Origin of the sequence: Terriglobus sp. RCC_193, assembly GCF_041355105.1 — a bacterium.
In the GTDB taxonomy this organism is placed as follows: domain Bacteria; phylum Acidobacteriota; class Terriglobia; order Terriglobales; family Acidobacteriaceae; genus Terriglobus.
In genome coordinates this window covers 1,540,221-1,562,685 of the sequence record NZ_JBFUPK010000002.1, presented here as the reverse complement: position 1 = coordinate 1,562,685, position 22,465 = coordinate 1,540,221, and the positions used below count along the sequence as shown (strand labels likewise).

Below are 22,465 nucleotides of genomic sequence, written 5' to 3'. Positions count from 1 at the left end.
GATAATACGCTTTTTGTTAGAGTGCGGGCGGCGATTTTTTTCCCGGCGCTTTCTTTGCCGCTGCTTTCTTCGCAGACGTTTTGCCGGCCGCTGATTCGTCAGAAATGTTTGCTGTATCCACGGTCCGGTGATCGTCTACCGTATGCGCTTTCAATGTATCCGCCGTTTGCGTCGTGGCAGCGTTCGCATCCAGTTTCTTTGCAGCAGGCGGCGCTACCGACGATGATTTTGTCGGTGCTTCTTTGGCTGTTGCCTTTTTCGCGGGAACTTCCTTCGCCGCACTTTTCTTTGTTGCGGTCGCTGTTTCTTTCACGACTGCCTTCGGCCCGAGCGGTTTTGCTTTCGGTTCTTCCGCTTTCGTCGTAGATGCCTTCTTTGTAACCAACCTCACCAGTTCGTCGTAGCGATAGTCGGCTGACTTTGCGGCAGCAAGGATTTCGGCAAGCGGCACGGTCTTTTTCGCTTCACCCGCAGGCTGCATCGCGGCTGTGAGAGTGAGCCATTGCAGAAGCTGCTCCAGTGCTTCGTGGTTCACATAACGCGTGCCTTCGTGTTCGTTGACAGCGGCAAGCCACTGTACATCGCCTTCATTCCAGAAGGCTGCGTCATCGAACTTTGGCTGCAGCAGTGCAAGCCGCACACGCGCCGCGGCGCGCCATGAGTCTTCACCAAGGATGCCGACCTCAGAAAACATCTCCGCAAGCGAAGAACGCAGGCCGAGATCATCCACGATGTCCTTCGATGCCGAAGGCAATGCACGCAACGCCGCAACAGTAAGCAGCGGCGTCCAGAGCGCCTCAGGATGTGCTTCCATACTCATTCGCGGAGGCAATGCACGGGTAGCCTTTGCCGATGCAACTGCCTGCACCGCACTGGCACCAAGCGCGGTTGCGGTAGAGACATAGCGTTCCTCCGTAGCCGACGAGGAGGGGCTTTCCAGTTCTGTCCAGCGGTGGAAGATATTCCTTGCCTCGTCTCCCCATGTATGTGCAGCTTCTGTCTCGGCATCGGTCTGCTCGCCTTTCTTCACGATCAGGCGCACTGCATCGTGACTGACAGCGTGACGCAGAGCTCCCGTGAAAGGACGAAGGCGAAGGCGCGTGAGTGCGTCATCAAGACTGTGTACCCCGGCACCCTGCAGAGCGTCAGATAGCTGATCCCACGGTTGCTCCGCTGTGGCACGCAATTCACGCCAATGCAGCAGCACGGCATATTGATAACCGCGGAGGTCCATGGAAAGGCCGCCGTTTACCAGGTCGTTCGAGCGGCGAATGTATTCCAGGCCCGATGCGGTATCGCGCCATGCAATGAGAAATTCATTGCCCCGCGGAAGCGCCAGGGCATCCGCAATGGGACGCTGCCACAACTGGCCTGTCCACTTGTTCATCGAAGCTGCGGAAAGATGAACCGTGCCGCGCGTGGATGCATACGCATTGTTGTAAATCACAAGTGCACGTTCGTGGCCACGACGGTTCGAATAGGCGAAGACGTTTTCATCGACGGTGCCGTGCTCGGTCCAGAAGTCGAAGAAGACAAAGTTCTCACTCTCTGCAAATAGCGCGCGATTCGCCAGCAAAGGAGCGACCTCGCGCATGTGGCGTGCGACAAGTTCTTCGTTCGGCCATTCGTCATACTTAGCCGTCTTGTACTCCATACCGTACTTCTCGGTATAGCCTTCGATCTGTCCATGCGCGAACATGGGCAGGCCGGGAATGGTTGCCATCATCGTGGCCACGCCAAAGTATTTGTCGCCGGTGCCGAACTGCTCAATGGCGGTTTTCTCATCCGGGTTCGACATGAAGTTCACATAGCGCTTCATGATGTCCGGATCGAACTCGATAGTTTTCTTGAGGTAGCTGCGATACTTCGCATTCTCTTCATCGCGCAGCATGACCATAAACGCGGAGTTGTACACGCGATGCATACCAAGCGTACGTACGAAGTAACCTTCAAGGAGCCAGAAGGCCTCTGCAAGCAGCAGGGTTCCAGGGACTTCCTGCTGCACGCGATCGACGACTTCGCGCCAGAATTCATGCGGCATCAGCGCATCAAACTGTTCCTGCGTGAGCGCGTTTTCCGCACGCGATGGAATCGATCCACCGACACCCGGCAGCGGGAACCACAGTCGCTGCACATGGCGTTTGGCAAGCACCATCGCCGCATCAAAGCGAATGATCGGGAATCTGCGCGCAACTTCAAGGATGACCTGGATCACCTGTTCGCGTACGGCGTGTTGCGAGTAATCCAACTGCGCTGTGTCGTTCCACGCAAAGGTTGTCCCATCGTTGCCGTGATAGATAAACTCGGTGCGATTCGATGCATCACGCCACCGCATACGATAGACCACAGCAGCGTCGGTCTGGTCGTAGTAATGATCTTCGATCTTGATTTCAACGCGCGAATCGGTCGAAAGATCGGGCCCTTCAAAACGGTAGTTGGGATAGGGACTTTCACTGCGGCGCAGGAACCACTCGGGATGTTCAATGACCCAGTTGGAATCAAGGCCCATGTGATTTGGCACCATGTCGCTGGCCAATCGCAGGCCAACGCTGGCCGCAAGATCGCGTAGCTTCTGATACGCCTCGTCTCCGCCAAGGTCTTCCGCAATGTGGTAATCCATCAACGAATACGCAGAGGCTACAGCATCTGCCTGGCCGCGCAGACGCTTGATGGTTTGCGATGCGCGCGAACGTTCCCACAGACCGATGAGCCACAACGACGTCAGACCGCGATCGCGCAGCAGCTTCAGTTCCTCTACCGGAATCTGGTCCAACCGATAGATGTGGCGCTGGTACTTCTTCGACAACTGTTCCAGCCACACATACGTACTCTTGGCCATCAGCACAACGTTAGGCATCCACGCGTCATCAACGGAGAAAGCTTCGTATTCGTTCAGCGGCGCCTGGTAATCGCTTGAGTAGCGTCTGCCGGTTCGTCTGCGGCGGGTGATGCTGCCATCGTCGTTGCGAACGTCTTCCCAATACTCGTCGAAGCCAATGTATTCATCGCCGACAAAGCCTTCTTTGCCGCCATATTCCACTGGGCCATGATGACGCACGTTGTGGCCCGCCGGATGAAACTGCATCCAGATGGCCACCTCTTCCTCGCGCAACGTATCAATGGCAAGCAGTGTCCGCGGCAGTGCAGGGCCAAGAGCCTCTGACCAGTGCTGACGGATAAAATCGAGTTGTCCGCTAAGTGAATCGGGCGATGCTTCAAAAGGCGCACGCAACGCCTTCAGCAACGTCTTCGCTTCTGCGGAAAATTGCGGGCGCGTTTCGAAGTACGCATCCGCGTCCTTTTGCATCTGGCGATAGGCGGGCAGGGTGGTACGCAGGCTCGTATCGTCAAACAGCATACGGAATGGTTTGTATGCCGGGTTCTGATTCGCCAGCCACAGTAGAAGCAACTCTTCCAGCGCAGCTTCGCGATGTGGCATGCTGCCCGTCGATCCTGCGAGCCATTCCTTTGCAGTAAGTTTGCCGTTGTAAATGGCGATATTCGGGAAACGCTCGGTGAAGGAAAGTAGAAGAGCATCGACATTGCTCGTCCCGACACGTTCGCCGAACCAACGCAACGCGTCTTTCAGAACATCCGGGTCCTGCTGTTTACGATAGCGCTCTATGACGGCATGGCTCAGTTCGTCAATGAGCCCCATGGCGAACAATTGGCCCGCATGGACCACGGCATTGGGATCTTCCTGCGCGGTGGGGCCGCCCATAGCAACGCGGGCATCGTTCATCTGCTGCGCCAGACGACGGCTGGCCGCTACGTTCGCAAAAATAACATTGCCTGTGTAAGAGAACAGCAGATCACGCAACTGAAATCGGTCGCGAAAGACACGGGCAATATGGAACTCCATGAACACCTCAGAATTTCAATCGTCAGGCAGCAAACGGGACGAGCATAACGCCCACGGCATGAGCTTACTCTCTGCGCATACAAGACGTTGCAGATAGGCAAACAGCAGCTTCTTCAGACTGAGATGCACAGGTGGGGCGGGACTTTGCCTTGGCGCCAATTCCGCGCAGGAGCGTGGGATCTGGGGGTGTTTTGGAGGGAGACCTATTGCGGGTTTCCGTACAGGGTGACCGAAAACCAGCGCACATTGTTGATTGGACTTAGGACCAGCCACTCCGTCCACAAAGACAAACAGACTTGGTTCTTCTGATATGCACAAGGCGTGGGGCAGGAATGAGCAGAGGCCATGCAAGTTATGCATGGCCTCTGGCTCACGGATGAAACCTAACATTTAATTGCTCTTGCCCGGCTGCAGATGCTTCTTCATCTCCTTGTTGTATTTCAAGACGTACTCGTCCATCAGTCCGCGGACAGCCTGCCCAATCTTGATGTAGTCCGTTTCGTTCAGGTTGGCGAGCGAAACGCGGCCAGAGGGTGCGCCGTCCCGAAACCCCGCCCCGGCAGCAGGACAACACCCGAATCCTGAGCCAGACGGAAGAGAAGTTCGTTGGGTTTAAATTGCTTCAGCATCCACTGGACGAAGTCTTTGCTGTAGACCTGCTCGCCGAGAATTTCGAGATCGAGGATGGTGTAGTAGTTGACGTCGTTGGGGTCGTGGACGGGTGTAAGACCAGCGGCACGATAGAGCGCAATGATCCGGTTGCGGAGCAGACGCTTCATGGCCCCTTTGTAGTCGTCGCTGGTATCCATCAATGCGAAGAGAGAAAACAGGACCATCTGCACCTGTTGTGGCGTGGAGAGCCCGGCCGTGTGGTTGAGCGCCACTGCGCGACTATCTGCGACCAGACGATCAATGAACTTCAGCTTCTCGGGTTCGATTGTGATCGAGCTATAGCGCTTGTTGAGCGCCTCCCTCGTCTTCCTGGGAAGTGCAGCAAGCTTCTTGTCCAGTACGTTGTCGTTATGCGTTGCGATTACGCCGAGTCGCCAGCCGGTTGCGCCAAAATACTTCGAGAAGGAATACACCAGGATGGTGTTATGTGGGCAGATGGCGAAGAGCGAAATGAAGTCGTCTGCAAAGGTGCCGTAGACATCGTCCGTGAGGATGATCAGGTCAGGGCGCTTCTCGACAATGCGCGCAATCTGCTCCAGTCCTTCTTGCGAGATGCGGCGCGAAGGAGGGTTGCTGGGGTTGACCAGGAAGAACGCCTTGACCTTCGGGTCCATCAACTTATCGAGTTCGAGCGCAGGATATTGCCAGGTAATCGGATCAGCGTTGATGCTGACCTGGTGCAGCTGATAGTCGCTGAGCGCAGGAATCTCAATGTAAGGCGTGAAGATAGGAAGTCCGAGCGCGATGGAATCTCCCGCTTCGATGAGGCCATTCTCCTTCATGGTGTTGAAGATGTATGCCATGGCCGCAGTTCCACCTTCCACGGCGAAGAGATCGTACTTGCCGAGGAACGGATAGTTTCCAATCATCTCCTGATGGATGTAACGCGCCACGATCTGCTCGGATAGTTTGAGCATGCGATCCGGGACAGGATAGTTACAGCCGAGAATACCCTCGCACATCTCATACAGAAATGCAGATCCACTTAGGCCAAGCTGGTCGCGGACATAAGAAACGGCCGCTGCAAGAAACTTAATGCCAGGCGTATCGCGATTCTCATGAACAAATATCTCAAAGCGTTCTGCTATTCCATCAAGCCTGGGGAATCCGCCGACGCCTTCGGGTAGATAGGCAAAGGAGCGCTCCGCCTCACGCATGGCAAACAAGCCCAGCTGCCAGAATCCATAGCGTGGCACGGTTGCAAGGAAATTAGGATTGCCGCGACCCGCATTCAGCATGTGGGCATCGCTGCTTCCGGCAATCTTAATGAGTTCGTCTTTGATTTCAAAAGGGCTGAGCCCTGCTACTTTTTTCGTGTTGATTTTGGTGCTCATGATTCGTAGCTCCTTGGAAGAATTAGGGCGTGCTGCGTTGATGAAGCAGAGCAGCAATGCCGATGAGGAGTGGGCCCAGCAATGGCAAAAGAACGTTCGAGATGGCGTAGGTGATGGTATAGCCGATGATTGGAATGGAATTTCCAGCGACCGTAGTCACTGCGCTGATAGCGGGCGTGCTGCATTGTTGTCCTGCAATCGCTCCAAGCAGGATGGGGGAATCAAAATGCAGAAATCGTCGGCCAACGAAGAGCGAAATACATGCAGGAAGCAGCACAACAAGCACGCCGACTACCGGAAGGAGAAAGCCATATGACTTAATAAGTCGAATCGCATCAGGACCGGAAGAAAGCCCCACCGCTGCGATAAACGTGGCAAGACCAAAGTCTTTGAGAATTTGCGAGGCAGCCGCAGGAAAAGAACCGATCACCGGGAACTTTGAGCGTCCCCATCCAAAGAGCAATCCACTCAAAAGACAGCCACCACCCGTTCCAAACCCTACGGGAACACCACCGAAGCGAAAGGTAATGCGGCCAAGCAGCATTCCAGCGACAATACCCAGGCCGAGATATACAAAATCCGTCTTCGAAGTCGGCGTCACGACATAGCCAAGTTCACGTGCTACGCGGGTAATCGCAGAACGAAGGCCGAAGAGAGTGAGCACATCGCCACGTTGGATTTTTGTCGCAGGCAGCGCAGGAATGGGATGGTCCATGCGCTTGATGGCGGCGACATACACACCGCGCCCCACTTCCACAGGAGCCTTCGAGCGCATGTCTTCCAGAGCGACATCCTGAACTTCGCGGCGTGTGACAAATACATCTTCACGACTCTCAACGGCATCAAGCTGCGTTGCGTCGCCCACTTCCGGGCGATCCCCGGGGCTGCAAGAACAAGTTCGCTGCGACGGCCAACGACGAGAATCAGATCACCCGCAAACAGCGTCTCCTCGCTCGTTGCCTCGCGGACCGTGGCGCCACGCTTCAACTGCTCAATAGTGATCGCCATCTTATGGGCTGCCTCAAACTGAGCCACGGTTTTTCCTGCGGCCTGGTCGACCCGGTAGATTCGTCCGACGAGAGAGGGTGCACCAGCAACTTGTCCTTCTGCTAACGAGGCGCCACCGCTCATCTTGTTGAAGAGCTTTGCCGATTCTTCGCGCAGATTGATACGAAGGATAAGAGGTGCGATCTGACTGGTGAAAAGAACGATTGTGATTAAGCCAAAGAGATACGTAACGCTATAGGCGGTGACGACATTATTCTGCAGGCCCTGAATCTGATCAGGAGGAAGACTAAGTCGCCCGATAGCTTCCGATGCTGTGCCGACAACGGCGGATTCCGTGGCTGCTCCTGCAAGCATGCCTGCCGTCGTACCTTCATCCAGATGAAAGAGAAGCATGGCCCCAATCACAATGGCCATTACCTACACGGCTTCAATCACGGAGAGAATGCCGTATCGCCATCCAGTGCGGAGATTCGCAAAGAACTGCGGACCGCCGGTAAATCCGAGCGCGAAAATAAACAATGCGAAGGCTACATTCTTAAGATCGGCAGACAGACGAACGCCGGCTTGTCCAAGCACAAGGGCGACCAGCAACGTTCCGCAAACACCGCCAAGGCTGAATGGACCAATCCTGCGATTACCAATGAAGTAGCCCAATGCGAGAGAAATAAAAAGAGCAATTTCTGGCTGGGACCTTAGAAACTCCGCAAATGCGTGCATTTAGGATTCCCTCTTGGAGCAACTGCGTTATTTATTGTCAGGCTTCATCTTGATAAAGCTGTACTTCGCGGAGAACTGAATACGCGGCGCATAGTTATGCTGGCCATCCTTGTTCTCGCGCCATCCATAAAGAAATTCCGCACCAACGTTCAAACTCCCAAGTGGATTCCAGATAACATTCGCCTCGGAGTAAGTGGTCTTGTGATAGGTCGACGGGGCATCAAAGACAGAGTTCTGGATAAGTACGTAACCAAATGTTCCAGTAGAACGTACTCGCTTCGTCCAATAATGCTGATAGGCGACGTAAGGGGCGAAAACCGGAGTTGCCTTAAGAGACGGATCGGCGGCAGATTTCGGCGAAGCATCTAACCCGAGGCCCGATGTGTCGTTGATATAGCGAGAGATACCTTGTCCATAAGCAATCTGATAGACAAGGTTGTCAGACTTCAAACGCCAGAGCCCAGAGGAGCTGACACCCCAACCCAGCGTTGAAACATGGCGACTGTCGGGAAGATAGGCCGCGACGTCGCGAAAGAGAGCGGCTACCTGCACGTGTCCTCTCTCTGCTTCATAGCGGTATCGCACACTCCCATCGGGAGCGGGGCTTGTAGCAGTTGCAGTGCCTTCGTTGACAGTAAATGCAATATCCGAAGTCGGCTTTTCTACAGACACATAGACGCTCGAACCAGGCCCTACAGGAAAGCCTAAGCGTGCCTGTGGATTGCGAGCATTGAGGATGGAGTTTGGCCCCTCGAAGTCAAGCGTATCGGGCCAGGTGTCACCATCCGTGAAGTTAGAAGACGATATTGGCTACCTGCGCATAGGCGTGACGGAGACGAAAGCTGGTGGCATTCGTTCCGAAAAAGTCTCCTTCAAAATACATGCGGACATCACCGGCAGCGCTCTTGGGAATACGGAAGTCCGCAGTAAGACGAGTAGGACGGATGCTGACCGTTGAGTTATTCGTACTGGATACACCTGGAACAGGAATCGTGGCGGGAACAAACTCCTCCGCGTTTCCTGCGGGTCTCAGATCATAGTTGAAATCCGATTTCGCGTATCCACCAATACGCATGAGTGTCTGGGTACCGGGAAGAACGAAGTAACCGGAATATTTGGGATCGAGCGGAACGTTATAAAGTCGCGCGACCGCGAAGGGGTCTTCCGAGAAGGTGTCGTAAGTCCGAGTCGCCTGCCCGGCGCCCTGGCGCGTCTTCCGCTCGGAGAGTTGCACCGTCGGCGGAGGAGGCTGCGTGCTGACGATGGTGCCATCTGATTTGGCGGCGGATGAAGCAGGCGGGACAGCAGCGGCGGGGGGCAGGGTCGTCGTAACTGCGGCGTTTGGTTTTGCCTCGCTCGTCTTATTTTGTAAGGTATTAAGTTCCCGCTGTATCTGATCCATCTGACCGCGAAGGGACTCGATACGCTTGACCTCAGTCTGGATATCATCCAGACGCTTTTGCAGGTTTTCAATCTGAGTGGCACGCGGATCGCTTTGCTCCTGCCCTCTTAGAGCAGAGGGCATAGAGAAAGCCAGAAGAAAAACCAGCATCAACACGGCGACTTTCATAGTCCTCCACTACCAGATTCCCTATTGCGGCACCCCTGCAAGAAGCACCTCACTAAGTCGCTCCACCATAGCCACAACCCCGGGACGTACAGCGGCGACGTCAAGTCGAACACATCATGACAGCGGGCAAAACTGACAAGACTAACAGTATGTTTTGCAAACTCTCATCACTATGGTTATGGTTCGTGACGCGTGGTATGTGTTTTCCCCTCGACTTTGTTCTAGCTGGAGAGGTTCAATGGACTGGTTTACAGAGACGCTAAGACATTACCCCGAAATCGCCATCTTTCTCTCGCTTGGCATCGGCTACTGGGTTGGCGGTAAGAGCTTTAAAGGCTTCGCTCTCGGCTCTGTAACTGCGACACTGCTTGCCGCTGTACTTATCGGGCAACTTGGAATCATCGTATCTCCACAGGTGAAGTCCGTCTTCTTTCTTATGTTCCTCTTCGCTGTCGGCTATGGCGTCGGGCCGCAGTTTGTTCGAGGGATTGCAAAAGACGGTATCCCGCAGGCTATCTTCGCTGCCATTGAGTGCGTTCTCTGTCTGGCATCGGCATGGGTTGCGGCGAAGATTGCTGGCTATGACATTGGTTCAGCCGCCGGACTCTATGCCGGTTCTCAAACTATTTCTGCATCGATGGGACTCGCCACAGACGCCATCAATCGTCTGAATCTACCACCGGATCAAGTCAAGACGATGCTTGACGCGATGCCAACCGCATACGCAGTTACCTATATCTTCGGAACCATCGGCTCTGCCATCCTGCTTGCGCAGGTGGGCCCCTGGCTTCTCCGCATTGATCTCGTGGCTGTATGCAAGGAGTACGAAGCGACGTACGGCGGCAGCACAGGCGAAGGACAGCAGTGGCACCAGTTCGAGCTACGCGCTTTCGGGGTTCCGTCGGACAGTCCTGTCGCAGGACAGACCGTTGGCCAGGCGGAAGCTCTTGAACCCAGTGGCTATCGCCTTTTTGTGGAACGCATTCGCCGCAACGGCAAGATCGAAGAAGCAAAACTCGACTTCATCCTTGAGCCGGGCGATATCGTTGCCGTGGGTGGCCAGCGGAATCAACTTATCGGAGCACTTGGCTCCAGGGGGACCGAGGTCGATGATCCCGAGCTTCTTGCTGTCGCCTCCGAGGTGTCAGGAGTGGATGTCTTTGTCTCCAACAAAGACGTCGATGGCAAGACGCTTGCCGAACTCGCCTCTCTGCCCGCAGCACGTGGAGTTTATGTCCGCGCCATTCGTCGCGGCCCCACGGAAACCCCGATCCCTGTACTTGCCAACACAACACTTCAGCGCGGCGACACGATCACACTTGTCGGGCGTACGCAGGATATTAACTTTGCAGCTGCCGCGCTTGGCAACATAGATCGCCCCAGCAATATCGCGGACGTTGCCTTCATCGGATTTGCCATCACCATTGGCGCACTTATCGGCGCCATCGTCTTCAAGGTCGCTGGCATTCCACTCACACTTTCCACTGCGGGTGGAGCACTCGTTGCCGGGATCATCGCAGGGTGGATTCGCGCCATTCATCCTACATTTGGCCGCATTCCTGAACCTACCGTCTGGTTCATGAACTCTGTTGGCCTCAACGTTTTCATCGCGGTGATCGGACTCACAGCAGGCCCCGGTTTCGTCGCTGGTCTGCGCCATCTTGGCATCAGCCTCTTCCTCTGGGGCATCTTCGCAACGTCGGTCCCGCTCATCCTCAGCATGTTCATTGCAAAGTATCTCTTTCGTTTTCACCCGGCGATTCTTCTTGGTGCATGCGCTGGAGCACGTACCACGACCGCAGCTCTCGGCATGATCTGCGACGCCGCAGGCAGTCAGGTTCCCGGCCTCGGATACACAGTTACTTACGCTGTCGGAAATACATTGCTCACCATCTGGGGCATGTTCCTCGTCATGCTTCTCAAGTAAGGCCAACAGCGCAGTTGGCTCGCCGAAGCTGCGCCATCATTCCGCTATTGGGAGATTTCATCCATGTCGAAGACTGCCACCAAAAAGGCCAGCGATAGCGCTGCAAAGAAGCTGACACACAAGACTGAAGCCGATATCCCAACCTCGCTTGAAAAGGTCACCCCCTACGACCAGTTCAATCTGGAGATTCCCGAAGATCACTTTCCAGAAGTCGGCATGTCGGCACGCGCAGCTGAATATGTTGTGCTCAGCGATGAATGGACGGACACTAATCCTGTCTTGAACATGAGTTCTTTCGTGACCACCTTCGCCGAAGAAGAGGCTCTCGAAACCGCGCAGCGCAACCTCTTCAAAACTATATTGACCACGACATGTATCCACGTCTCTTCGCCATGGAGACACGCATGGTCAAGTGGCTCCATCAACTTTGGAACGGCCCTAAGGGTGTCGACATCTATGGCACCGCCACCGTTGGCTCCTCCGAGGCCTGCATGCTCGCAGGACTTGCGCATAAGTGGAACTGGCGCGAGGCGCGTCGCAAAGCCGGTAAAGATACTTCGCGGCCGAACATGGTCACGGGTGGCAACGTTCAGATTGTCTGGAAAAAATTCCTCAAGTATTTCGATGTGGAGCCGCGCATTGTTCCTCTGAAGCCGGGAAATTATCGCCTGACCGCCGAAGACCTCGATAAGTATGTCGACGAGAACACAATCGCGGTCGTAGCGATCGCGGGACAGACCTTCACGGGAGAAGACGACGACTTCGAAGGAATCCATAAGTGGCTCGACGACTACGAGAAGCGCACCGGCCACAATATTCCCATGCATATTGACGGCGCATCCGGTGGCTTCGTCAATCCATTTCTCTACCCGGATTACAAGTGGGATTTCCGCTGGCCGCGCGTGCAATCCATCAATGCCTCGGGCCATAAATACGGTCTCGTCCCGCCGGGCCTTGGCTGGGTTGTCTTCCGCGAGCGCAAGGTCTTTCATGAGGACCTGGTCTTCTATGTCAATTACCTGGGCGGAGAGATGCCTACCGCGACACTCAACTTCTCTCGCAATGGATTCCAGATCGCCGTGCAGTACTACATGATGCTGCGCCTCGGTTTCGAAGGGTACAAACGCCTTATGCAACACACCCTCGATAATGCTATTGCGCTGCGCGAAACCCTCGTCCAGAGCGGCTATTTCGAGATCATGAACACCACGCAACGCATCCCTGTCGTCGCAGTTACATTGAACAAAAAAGTAACGCGCTTCAATGAATTTGACGTCTCCAATAAGGTGCGCGAAAAAGGCTGGGTGCTCTCTGCTTACACGATGCCGCCCAATGCCGAAGCGGTCCGCAGCCTTCGTGTCGTCCTGCGCCCGCATATCAACCACAACGTTGCACAAGAACTTGCCCGGGACATTATCAGCGCCTGCACATATCTCGAAGAGCATGGCGGGAACGCGGCTCCGCCTGAGCTTCATGCGCATCCCGACAGGTCGTCACGCGCAAAATGCTAGCTCCGTGCAAATGTCGACGGGCCACGCATTCGCATGGCCCGTCCTGGACGAAGTTGTTGGTGGGCCCACCAGGATTCGAACCTGGAACCAAGGGATTATGAGTCCCCTGCTCTGACCGTTGAGCTATAGGCCCGCATCACCATTCTAGTGTGCGGGCTCTGTGATACAAGAGAACGCTTATTGCGCATTGGTGCCGGGCGTGGTTCCCGTATCTCCAGGCGCTGAGGGGTTGATCTTTCCACCGCTGTTTTCCGGTGTAGCGGAACGGATACCTGTATTCCCGGTGCCGGCCGTAGCAGGATTATCCCCGCGAGACCCGCTGGGTTCCGCGTGCGTGGGCTGATTGGCCGGGTGCGTGTCTGTCATGGCATCACTCCTTTCCGGCTTAGGACTGCGGCAGCAGTTTTGGGGATGCCTGCGGCGTCACGATGACGCTTCTGGCACAATCTGCAAATTTAGTGGGACGATAGAAGACAGGAACTTATGTCTCGACCACTGCTTGTCACCGACGCCACCGGATTCATTGGAAGCAACGTTGTGCTGCGATATGCAACAGACATCCGCAAGGTTCAGGGTGAACCGGGATGGTTGCCTGTGCAGGATTTTGAAAGTGGATTGCGGCGCACCGTGGAGAGACAAGGATGAAAAATTTGCGGCCTGCACTGTTTCTGGATCGCGATGGCGTGATCAACGAGGAAGTTCATTATCTTTGGAAACCTGAGGATTGCCACATTGTGCCGGGCATCATCCCGCTGCTGCAAACCGCACATGCGCTGGGGTTCGCCACCATCGTGATCACGAACCAGGCGGGTATTGGCCGCGGCATGTATACCGAAGCGGATTTCCATGTACTGATGGAACATATCCGCGCCGAACTGGCTCCGCATGATGCGTGTCTGGATGCCATCTATTTCTCGCCATTTCATCCCGAACACGGTGTGGGCCAATACAAGCTCGACACCGATTGCCGCAAGCCAGCACCGGGCATGATTCTGCGCGCGGCGGAAGAACATGGACTGGACATCAGCCGCTCTGTACTGGTGGGCGACCGCTGCACGGACATTGCAGCCGGTACGGCAGCTGGCATTCCGCATCTGTTTCTATTCGGGAATACCGAGGCCACACCATGCGCAGGTTCGTATCGAAAGATCGACTCGCTTGCCGAGGTGGAAGCCACGATGCAAACTCTGTCCGCATGAGCAACTTCGTATAATCGCACCTGAAAGTTGAGGTTGGAAGAACGAGCATGGCAGCAAGTCTGGAAGGGCGCGTCGCGCTGGTAACGGGAGCATCGCAGGGGATTGGCAAGGCCATTGCCCTGGAACTGGCGAAGGCCGGAGCCACAGTTGCGCTGGCCGCTCGCAATGAAGCCAGGCTGGCCGAAGTGAAGGCCGAGATTGAAGCCGCAGGCGGCAAGGCCGAAAGTTTTGTGCTGGACGTGAACAACGAAGAGGCGATCAAGGCCACGGCGAAGGACATTGTCGCGAAGCTCAGCGCAGTCCACATCCTGGTGAACAACGCCGGCGTCACGCGCGACACGCTGATGCTGCGCATGAAGACCAGCGACTGGGACGATGTGCTGGACACTAACTTGAAGGGCGCATTCCTGCTGACACAGGCCCTGCTGCAGCCCATGATGAAGGCGCGCTGGGGCCGCATCATCAACATCTCCAGCGTCAACGGCGAACTGGGTGCACCCGGACAGGCGAACTACGCCGCGTCAAAGGCCGGTCTGATCGGACTCACAAAGTCCATGGCGCGCGAATTTGCCAGCCGCAATATCACCGTCAACGCCGTCGCTCCGGGCTTCATTGAAACGGACATGACACACGTGCTGACGGAAGACCAGAAGAACGCCATGCTGGGCGCAGTTCCGCTGGGACGTGCCGGGACGGTAGCCGATATTGCCGCAGCAGTGCGTTTTCTCGCCAGCGAAGAAGCTGGATACATCACCGGACACACGCTGGATGTGAACGGTGGCCTGTACATGGGATGAGCACCTCCGACGCAAACCCGATCACGATACGCGCCGCGCGCTGGCCACAGGACCTGCACGCGGCGCAATTGCTTTTGCGGCATTATGCCGATTTTCTGATTCACAACCCAGTTGGACCGGTGAACATCTGCCTCGCGGGATATGAGGAAGAGATGGCGTCCCTGCCGCTACAGTATGCAGAACCGGACGCAGTGCTGCTGCTGGCGTTTCAGGAAGGAACAGCCGTTGGCTGTGTTGCAGTGAAGCAGCGGAAGGATCGGCCTGGAAGTTGCGAGATGAAACGGCTCTGGACGGAGCCTTCCACGCGCGGCACAGGGCTGGGACGAAGACTCATCCAGGAAGCCATGACATGGTCGCGTGCTCAGGGCGCCACCGTATTGCTGCTGGATACCGTGGCGGAAGCAATGCCGGATGCGGTCATGCTCTATCGCCGGATGGGATTCGTGGAAACAGAACGCCACAACACGAATCCCCTGCCCGGGCTGCTCTTCATGAAGGTTGATTTGCTGTAACCTGTGTGCAAGCCGACTATTGATCATGGCTTTTGGCAATAAGCGAATGCCCATTCGCAAATTGCGTTTTCACCATGTCTTTGCACCGTTTTCGGGGCATTTGACGCTGGTCTCTCTCTTGTCACGAATCCGCGGTGGTTCCAAACCACCGAACCACGAACTTTGTTCTTGTCAGCGCTATCGGGCCTCTTTACCTTTTGGTCAATGGCTGACATGCACATCATGATGCCGATACAAATGCCTCCGGCAAAAGAGGCGGCCCCCGCGGCGATGAACATCGGGACGACGATTCGCGGCTACCGCCTGCAGAAGGGCATGTCGCAAGGCGATATTGAGAAGCGGACAGGACTCTTACGCTGTTACCTGTCGCGCGTGGAAAACGGCCACACCGTACCGTCTCTGGAGACGTTGCAGAAGATTGCCGGGGCGCTGGACCTGCCGCTGAGCCAGTTCTTCGCGGACGACCCGGTCAGCCGGGACGTGGCTGCCATCGCACTCACCGAAGACGAGATTCGCTTCCTCACACAGATTCAGCGCTACAGTGCACATCTGACCGACGGCGACCGCAAACTGCTGCTGGCCATGGTGCGGAAGTTTGCCCAGACCGCGCTGACCTAAATCGAACTATTTTGAAAGCAAAGAAGGGGGAACGGCAGGTCCGCCGTTCCCCTTCTTGCTTGGTTCGCAGATGTAACTATTGCAGGTTCGACAGGAAATAGCCGTAGAGGGCCAGCGCAAGCAGGGCTCCGGCAAAAGTGACCTTCTGGCGGCTGAGATAGGCCTGGCGACCGCTGGTCATCCGTGGAAGCAGCGGCAGCCCCAGCAGCAACCCGAAGACGAATCCGCCGATATGCGCGAGATTGTCAATGTGCAGGTCGTCAAGATGGACGCTGTGCATCAGCGCTCCGGACATGGACCCCACCCCGATCAGCAGATTCAGTGCCGCGAAAGAGATCACAGAGCGGCGGATGGCCTGGAGATCCTGCAAGGGAATGCCGCGGAAACCGGGGCGCGGTTCTGCCAGCTTCTTATTGGAAAACAGCACGATCAGAATGCCAGCCACGCCAAAGACCGCGCCGGAGGCACCTGCACCCACCACCCCCCCACGCCCATTGAAGGTAAGCGAAAGCAGATTGCCGGAGATGCCGGTCAGCAGGTAGACCGAGCAGAGGCCGAAAAAGCCCAGCAGAGGCTCGCCGATGACGCCGAGATTCCACAGGCACCACATGTTGGTGGCCAGATGCAGCGCACCCACGTGTACAAACATGGCCGTGACCACGCGAAACCATTCGTGGTGCAGGAAGACCAGCGGTGCATACGTTGCGCCGAAGTGAACCAAGGCATCCGGATCAGGCGAGATGGGATCAACGCCGTGCAGCACCATCCAGAGATACACAACGATGTTGATACCAAGCAGCAGATAGGTCGCTGGCGCCTGCCGAATACGTGGCATACGGCTGCCCATGGAACGACGTGCTGCGGCATTTTGCAGCGCTACATCCTCGCGCTGAAGGTCTTCCGCCGGCGGACCGTAACGGGAGGCGTCAAACTCCGGAGAAGATTCGAGAGACATCGCAGCGTTCGCGGTGCGGGGTTAGAGAAACAGAGATTAGAGGGCGCGTTCGCGGCGGCGCTGTTGAACCGTGTGCGAGATCAGGCCGGGTGCCGGTGTCGCAATGGCCACCAGAATCCACATGAGCACCGAGAGCAACAGTCCTGCAACCGCAATGGTCTGCGTGGTAAGCGCAAGCGAGAGGTGGCGCATGTGGAGCTCGGCAAAGGTCACCTGAGCCCAGGGGCCGCGATGGATCACCATGGTCGCCAGCAGAAACGCGAACGCCGAGAGCGTAAAGACAGAGAGCAGAACTACGTCCACCGTGCGATGAAGACGCTGACGAGCGCGGCAGTGCCAGCACTGGTGCAGGTGATCTTCATAAACACCGCGAACCTCCGGGGAGACTGACGAAAGGTCGTACCGCCACCCGGAGAGGATGTCTCCCACAACCTGGTCTTCGCATCCGTCTTCGCTGCCCAGCATGGACGCAGCGAATCCGCGTGTGCGAAGGTCTTGCACGTAGGATTTCGGTTCGGTATTCATCATTGGTTCATATCCATTCTAGTTGTTCAGACGCAAGGAAATCCAGTGGTGATTCAATACTTTGTCTTACGCATTACATAACCAGAGGTTCCATCGGCGCAGCCTGATCTGCAAGCAAAATTCGATTCCCCAGCAGACTGGGATGATTTCCAAGCGCCTGCTCCGCCGCAAGGCGGGCCAGTTCCGGCATGTTGTTGCTCTCCGAAAGGTGCGCCAGGATGATCGACTGGGCACCCCCGTCGTAATCGCGCGTAAGAAACTCTGCTGCTGCCGCATTCGACAAATGCCCGACTCGCGACAGCACTCTCTGTTTGACGCTCCACGGATACGGTCCGTCGCGCAGCATCTCCAGGTCGTGATTTGATTCCAACAAAAGAACGTCGCACTTTTTCAAGGCAAGCTTCACATTCTGCGGAACATAACCGAGATCCGTCGCAAACCCAAAACGCAGGCCTTCCCCCTCGAAGACAAATCCACAGGGGTCCGCAGCATCGTGCGGGATGGTGAATGGCAGAACGTCAATATCGCCGATGCAGAGGCGTTTCCCCGCCTCAAAATACTCCACCGCAGGCAGATACGAGGGATTATCACGAATGCTCAATTTTGTTTCCGCCGGCAGGTCTTCGCACAGGTCGGCAACTGCAGCAGCCTGCAATGCGGCCTCCGGGTCCGTGGTGGCATCAATGGCATCCACGTCGATGTCCGAGGCGAAAAAATGTTCGTCCGGCTGGTCATCCTGCGATGAGGCAGCAATCTGGTGCGCTAAAGCCTGCGCTTCCAGTCGCGCTTCCTTTTCCAGACGTGTTTTCTCCAGCCACTGCTTGTAGCTCATGGACGTACGCGGAGTCATCTGACGCACCCAGGCGCGATGCGTGGCTTCCGTGAAGTACACGGGAATGTTTAGCTTACGAGCAAGAACCGGAAGGCCGGAGACGTGGTCCGCATGTTCGTGCGTGATGATGACGGCGCTCAGTGCGTAGGGGTCTTCGCCGGAAAGCTTCATCCGGCGCATCAACTCGCGGCAGGAAAGGCCAGCGTCCACCAGGATGCGAGTGCGCGACGACGCAATCACGGCACTGTTGCCTTTAGACCCCGAGGCGAGAACCGTCATCCGCATCATGAATGCTAGTTTACTGGTTCGTTACGTGGATTACGAGGTAGTTACTAGATTGGTTCAGGCAGCAGCTTCAGAGCGCTCGATTTTCTGCAAATCCTGAACCACGCTTTCTTCGAAGACATTATCCTCTTCGCGGCGATAGGCATACGCTGCATGGAAATGGACAGCCTTTTTCACTTCGTTAGCAGAAGCCACACCAGCACGACGAAGGGCGATCATGGCTCCCCCTTTCGGCGTCTTCCGGTCTGCAAGAAACTGTATGAGCTTCTCCAGGCCGTCACCTTGCGATGCCATCAACCGAAGCTGATCGACAAGAGTCTCGTCTATGTTCAGCAGAACATCGGCTTCCGCACCACGCAGCGTTTTCATAGCGACCTCCGAAGCAGGAAACGGGCTCTGTGGCTAAATCGCGGCGAATCAGGCATTCCGCAAGGGTGCCAGGAACTTCACGGTGCTCTTCATTACAATCTCGCCACGCTGGTTGAAGGTGTTGGTGTAGATCGTTACCAGACCCAGTTCCGGGCGTTTTTTGGACGCGCGCAGGCCGATGACTTCCGTCTCTGTATGCAACGAATCGCCAGGACGTACTGGTTCTGTCCAGCGGATCTCTTCCACACCGGCACCGATCATGCCGCCGTGAACTTTGATCGTGTCCACACGCATGCGCATGACGATGGCGGCAGTGAGCCATCCAGAAGCAGCCTGCCCCTTGAAGAACGTGCTCTTGCCAGCAGCTTCGTCCAGATGGAAGGGCTGGGGATCGTACTTCTCAGCGAACTCTGTAATCTCGCGCGCCGTGATCTTCACGCTGCCTTTGGATACAAACTTCTGGCCCAGGTGAAAATCTTCAAAGTAGAGTTCGTCTGTCATGGTGGAACTGTCTCCCTCGGTGTCGCGAAATTCTGTCTTCCTTTATAAGAGCCGAAGTCTATCAAAGGCGATGTATGGAACGGTTCAACGGGCGATATCCGGTCATTTCCCGTCCGGTTCGCGGATTGTGATTCACTGTTGAAGGCAGATTTGCCCGTTTTCCCTATGAGTGACCTTTACACGCACGCACGCTCCGCCGCCGACCATCTGCTGACACAGACAAAGCACCGTCCGAAACTTGGCATCATCCTGGGCTCCGGTCTGGGCGATTTTGCCAACAGCGTGGAAGACGCGGTTGCCGTCCCCTACTCGGAGATTCCGCACTTTCCGCAATCCACCGTGGAAGGCCATTCCGGTCGCATGGTGCTGGGAACCATCGCCGGTGTGCCCGTGGCCGTGATGCAGGGCCGTGTGCACGCCTATGAAGGCTACGGGATGGACCAGGTGACCTTCCCCGCGCGCGTCCTTGGCCTGATGGGTGTGGAGACACTGATTGTGACGAACGCTGCCGGTGGTATCCGTGCCGATTTTGCACCGGGATCAATCGTGGGCATCTCTGATCACATCAACCTGACCGGCACGAACGCCGCGCTGGGACGCAACGAATCACGCTTTGCCGTGACCCAGGGCAGTGGTCTTCGCTTCTTCGACATGACCACAGCGTACACACCGCGACTGCTGCAACTGGCGCAGGAGACAGCGCAGCAACACGGATGGTCGATGCAGACCGGCGTGTACCTTGCCGTGCTGGGGCCAAGCTACGAAACACCAGCAGAGATTCGCGCCTTCCGCACGCTGGGTGCTGACCTTGTCGGCATGAGCACGGTGCATGAGGTGATTGTGGCGCGGCACATGGGCATGGCAGTTCTCGGTCTGTCGCTGGTAACCAACGCAGCCGCCGGTGTCAGCAACGAAGCCATCGATCACAGTGAAGTGATGGAGCATGGAAAGCACGCGGCGGAACGCTTCTCTGCCCTCCTGACAGCGATTGTTCCCAAGGCGGTCACAGCAGCATGACCGAATCTTCCGGCAGCACAAGAAAGCCAGTGGTGCTGGGCGTGGGTGGATGCTCCGGCAGCGGCAAAACTACGCTGGCGCGCGAACTCACGGCGCAGCTTGATGCTGTGTTGTTCCCGCTGGACTTCTACTATCGCGATCTGGCCCATCTGTCGCGTGCTGAGCGCGATCATTACAACTTTGACCATCCGGAGTCGCTGGAGCACGACCTGATCGTGCAGCACGTCGAACAGCTTCGCCAGAACCGATCCATTGATCGTCCCAACTACGACTTCAATACGCACTCGCGTGTGAAGGATGTGACGGACCGCCTGGAGCCACAGGCATTCATCATCGTGGAAGGAATTCTGGCGCTGCACTATACCAATCTGACGCCGCTGTATGACCTGACCGTGTACGTGGATGCTCCGCACGATGTCTGCCTGACACGGCGCATCTATCGCGATACGCGGGAACGTGGGCGCACGGAAGAAAGCGTTCGCGAACAGTTTGAAACGTACGCGCGTCCCATGGCCGACGAGTATGTGCTTCCCAGCCGCGATCGCGCTGATCTGACCGTGAAAGGTACGGAAGCTCTCGACTGGTCGATTGAAGTTGTCGTTGCTGAACTACGCCGCCGCAATCTCCTGTTGCCGGTCTAACGCGTTTTCCATCATCTGCTGCCACACCACGCGGCACATCTCCGCGGCTTGTGTACGGTGCCGCGCGGGAATACCGGTGGTGCGGAACTGCACCGATACGTCGTCCATAGAACGCAGCCGCATCAGTTGCAGCAGGTGCGGCATGAGAGTCATGTCGCCCCAGTAGGCGATGCGTTCACGCTGCACAGCGTCGCCGTAAGTGATCCATGTGGGGATGATCGGCTCTCTGCAGTCCAGCGGTGACTGAAACAGCGCAGCGTACATCGGTAGTATGGTTTCGCCTGCCGATGTTGTTCCCTCCGGGAAGACGACCACAGACTGGCCACTACGCAGCACGTCTGCGATGGTTCGATTGGCCGCGGCGGCAGCACGTATGGATGTGCGATCGAGAAACAGTACGCCTGCGCGTTCACACAAAAGACCAATCAGAGGCCACTGCCGCACTTCCGCCTTCGCAACGAAAATTGTCGGTGTCAATGAGGCAAGCACCAGCACATCCACGTAGCTGATGTGATTTGCCGCGATGAAACCACGCTGCGGCAACACACCGTGCATCTGCACAGTGCAGTGAAGAAAACACAAGATGCGACGAGCCCACCTCTGCGACCAGCATGCACGTTCACGCATGGTGCGCAGAGGCCGAACCGTACTCTCAACCCACATGCCAAATAACATGGCGAACAGGCATAGCAGCCGGATGCATCCAGTTGGGATGGAGTAAAGCGACCGCTTCACAGATAGCGCCGTGCGATGCGTGGGTGCATCGTCTCCAGGTCGAGCAGTGTAAGGAAGTCAATGGTGCCGAAGCTGCAATCAATCGCAGGCGTGGAGCAGATGCGCGCACCCACAGCAAGATACGCACGCAGCAGACGCGGCGGTTCCTGCATCGTCTCCACACCTTCGCGCATAGACATGGCAAATGCTTTTGTCGGCACCGTCATCAGGGAAGACTCAATCAGGTGCGGTTCCAGTGCTCGAAACACTGCTGTTCCTTCCTCCGCACACTGAGAGGTCAGCGAGCAACAGCCCATGAGATAACGCAGGCCACGCGACTTCGCATAGCGCATGATGCCCTTCCACAGCAGATTCAACACCTCTGGCGAACGATGATCGCGATGCACGCAGGCGCGGCCCAGTTCCAGTACGCTGGAACGCATCTCTTCATAGGGAGAGAAGTCGAATTCCTGCTCGGAGTAATAGCCAAAGTATTGCGCTGCAACATCACCGCTTTGCAGACGATACGTGCCGATGATCTCGCCTGTCCCGGCATGTTCCACAATCAGGTGATCGCAGACATCATCAAACTGGTCCATGTCATAGCCGGTGGCATAGGACGCTGCCAGACCTTCATTTAATTCCACGTTAAACACGAGGAAGCGAAGGCGATAGGCGGCAAGACGATCATCCGTGGTGGCTGCGAGACGCGCACGATAAGCGCCAAACTCTGCAATGACTGGGGATGGCGTTTCGACCGCAGAAAACGGATACGCGGAGACAGGAGAGACAAGGACACTGGTCGACATAGCGGCTCCGGCAGTGCAGCGTTCTTTGACGTACTGCAATCAAGTGTGGCGCGGCTGTAAGAACAGTTTGGAAACAGAATGTAAAAGTAC

Annotated in this window: 22 protein-coding genes, 1 tRNA gene and 1 pseudogene; 9 read left to right on the top strand and 15 right to left on the bottom strand. The window is 56.2% G+C overall.

Features of this window, described 5'->3' with window-relative positions; genetic code table 11:
• Positions 1-16 precede the first annotated feature (16 nt).
• The 6 genes and pseudogenes from AB6729_RS15335 to AB6729_RS15310 form a co-directional block, all read right to left on the bottom strand.
• Positions 17-3,862: an alpha-amylase family glycosyl hydrolase gene (locus AB6729_RS15335; protein WP_371082501.1), complete on the bottom strand. Its 3,846-nt coding sequence runs from the start codon at positions 3,860-3,862 to the stop codon at positions 17-19.
• Between the two features lie 503 nt (positions 3,863-4,365).
• Positions 4,366-5,868, bottom strand: a complete 1,503-nt coding sequence (locus tag AB6729_RS15330; RefSeq protein ID WP_371082500.1) for a bifunctional aspartate transaminase/aspartate 4-decarboxylase — start codon at positions 5,866-5,868, stop codon at positions 4,366-4,368.
• A gap of 22 nt (positions 5,869-5,890) precedes the next feature.
• Entirely contained in the window at positions 5,891-6,532 is a 642-nt protein-coding gene (locus AB6729_RS15325; protein WP_371082499.1) for a hypothetical protein, read from the bottom strand.
• Positions 6,490-7,593 (bottom strand): annotated as a pseudogene (locus AB6729_RS15320) (hypothetical protein). The gene AB6729_RS15325 and the pseudogene AB6729_RS15320 overlap by 43 nt, the downstream one beginning before the upstream one ends.
• Before the next feature lie 27 nt (positions 7,594-7,620).
• Entirely contained in the window at positions 7,621-8,400 is a 780-nt protein-coding gene (locus AB6729_RS15315; RefSeq protein ID WP_371082630.1) for a DcaP family trimeric outer membrane transporter, read from the bottom strand.
• Complete coding sequence (locus tag AB6729_RS15310) at positions 8,387-9,163, bottom strand: hypothetical protein (RefSeq protein ID WP_371082498.1); 777 nt, start codon at positions 9,161-9,163, stop codon at positions 8,387-8,389. Before AB6729_RS15310 ends, AB6729_RS15315 begins: the two co-directional genes overlap by 14 nt.
• 238 nt (positions 9,164-9,401) lie before the next feature.
• On the opposite strand from AB6729_RS15310, the gene aspT reads away from it, so the two are divergent.
• Together aspT and AB6729_RS15300 are read left to right on the top strand one after the other, a co-directional pair.
• Positions 9,402-11,090, top strand: a complete 1,689-nt coding sequence (gene aspT / locus AB6729_RS15305) for an aspartate-alanine antiporter (protein ID WP_371082497.1) — start codon at positions 9,402-9,404, stop codon at positions 11,088-11,090.
• A 359-nt stretch (positions 11,091-11,449) separates the two neighbouring features.
• Positions 11,450-12,601, top strand: coding sequence for a glutamate decarboxylase (locus tag AB6729_RS15300; RefSeq protein WP_371082629.1), 1,152 nt, complete (start codon positions 11,450-11,452; stop codon positions 12,599-12,601).
• 57 nt (positions 12,602-12,658) lie between these two features.
• On the opposite strand, the gene AB6729_RS15295 is transcribed toward AB6729_RS15300, so the two are convergent.
• Positions 12,659-12,734: transfer RNA gene (locus AB6729_RS15295), tRNA-Ile, on the bottom strand.
• A 44-nt stretch (positions 12,735-12,778) separates the two neighbouring features.
• Complete coding sequence (locus AB6729_RS15290; RefSeq protein WP_371082496.1) at positions 12,779-12,967, bottom strand: hypothetical protein; 189 nt, start codon at positions 12,965-12,967, stop codon at positions 12,779-12,781.
• Positions 12,968-13,084: 117 nt separating this feature from the next.
• Between AB6729_RS15290 and AB6729_RS15285 the strand changes: the two genes are divergently transcribed.
• The 5 genes from AB6729_RS15285 (at position 13,085) to AB6729_RS15265 (ending at position 15,727) form a co-directional block, all read left to right on the top strand.
• Positions 13,085-13,246: a hypothetical protein gene (locus AB6729_RS15285; protein WP_371082495.1), complete on the top strand. Its 162-nt coding sequence runs from the start codon at positions 13,085-13,087 to the stop codon at positions 13,244-13,246.
• Entirely contained in the window at positions 13,243-13,800 is a 558-nt protein-coding gene (locus tag AB6729_RS15280) for a D-glycero-alpha-D-manno-heptose-1,7-bisphosphate 7-phosphatase (RefSeq protein ID WP_371082494.1), read from the top strand. Before AB6729_RS15285 ends, AB6729_RS15280 begins: the two co-directional genes overlap by 4 nt.
• Before the next feature lie 47 nt (positions 13,801-13,847).
• Positions 13,848-14,597 carry a 3-oxoacyl-ACP reductase FabG gene (fabG, locus tag AB6729_RS15275; RefSeq protein WP_371082493.1) on the top strand — a complete coding sequence of 250 codons (750 nt, stop codon included), beginning with the start codon at positions 13,848-13,850 and terminating at the stop codon, positions 14,595-14,597.
• Complete coding sequence (locus tag AB6729_RS15270; RefSeq protein WP_371082492.1) at positions 14,594-15,109, top strand: GNAT family N-acetyltransferase; 516 nt, start codon at positions 14,594-14,596, stop codon at positions 15,107-15,109. The genes fabG and AB6729_RS15270 overlap by 4 nt, the downstream gene beginning before the upstream one ends.
• Positions 15,110-15,346: 237 nt before the next feature.
• Positions 15,347-15,727, top strand: a complete 381-nt coding sequence (locus AB6729_RS15265; RefSeq protein WP_371082491.1) for a helix-turn-helix domain-containing protein — start codon at positions 15,347-15,349, stop codon at positions 15,725-15,727.
• A gap of 76 nt (positions 15,728-15,803) precedes the next feature.
• On the opposite strand, the gene AB6729_RS15260 is transcribed toward AB6729_RS15265, so the two are convergent.
• The 5 genes from AB6729_RS15260 to AB6729_RS15240 form a co-directional block, all read right to left on the bottom strand.
• A complete protein-coding gene (locus AB6729_RS15260; protein WP_371082490.1) occupies positions 15,804-16,682 on the bottom strand; it encodes a rhomboid family intramembrane serine protease in 879 nt (292 codons plus the stop codon).
• A gap of 36 nt (positions 16,683-16,718) precedes the next feature.
• Positions 16,719-17,210: a hypothetical protein gene (locus AB6729_RS15255; protein WP_371082489.1), complete on the bottom strand. Its 492-nt coding sequence runs from the start codon at positions 17,208-17,210 to the stop codon at positions 16,719-16,721.
• A gap of 70 nt (positions 17,211-17,280) precedes the next feature.
• A complete protein-coding gene (locus AB6729_RS15250; protein WP_371082488.1) occupies positions 17,281-18,327 on the bottom strand; it encodes an MBL fold metallo-hydrolase in 1,047 nt (348 codons plus the stop codon).
• A 54-nt stretch (positions 18,328-18,381) separates the two neighbouring features.
• Positions 18,382-18,693 (bottom strand): hypothetical protein, encoded by a 312-nt coding sequence (locus AB6729_RS15245; RefSeq protein ID WP_371082487.1) that lies wholly within the window; start codon positions 18,691-18,693, stop codon positions 18,382-18,384.
• Positions 18,694-18,741: 48 nt separating this feature from the next.
• A complete protein-coding gene (locus tag AB6729_RS15240) occupies positions 18,742-19,194 on the bottom strand; it encodes a MaoC family dehydratase (RefSeq protein WP_371082486.1) in 453 nt (150 codons plus the stop codon).
• Positions 19,195-19,359: 165 nt separating this feature from the next.
• Between AB6729_RS15240 and AB6729_RS15235 the strand changes: the two genes are divergently transcribed.
• Positions 19,360-20,211 (top strand): purine-nucleoside phosphorylase, encoded by an 852-nt coding sequence (locus tag AB6729_RS15235; RefSeq protein WP_371082485.1) that lies wholly within the window; start codon positions 19,360-19,362, stop codon positions 20,209-20,211.
• Positions 20,208-20,852 (top strand): uridine kinase, encoded by a 645-nt coding sequence (gene udk / locus AB6729_RS15230; RefSeq protein ID WP_371082484.1) that lies wholly within the window; start codon positions 20,208-20,210, stop codon positions 20,850-20,852. The genes AB6729_RS15235 and udk overlap by 4 nt, the downstream gene beginning before the upstream one ends.
• On the opposite strand, the gene AB6729_RS15225 is transcribed toward udk, so the two are convergent.
• Positions 20,820-21,587, bottom strand: coding sequence for a lysophospholipid acyltransferase family protein (locus AB6729_RS15225; protein WP_371082483.1), 768 nt, complete (start codon positions 21,585-21,587; stop codon positions 20,820-20,822). The two genes, udk and AB6729_RS15225, sit on opposite strands and share 33 nt — an antisense overlap.
• Positions 21,584-22,375, bottom strand: a complete 792-nt coding sequence (locus tag AB6729_RS15220; RefSeq protein ID WP_371082482.1) for a GNAT family N-acetyltransferase — start codon at positions 22,373-22,375, stop codon at positions 21,584-21,586. The genes AB6729_RS15225 and AB6729_RS15220 overlap by 4 nt, the downstream gene beginning before the upstream one ends.
• Positions 22,376-22,465: the final 90 nt, after the last annotated feature.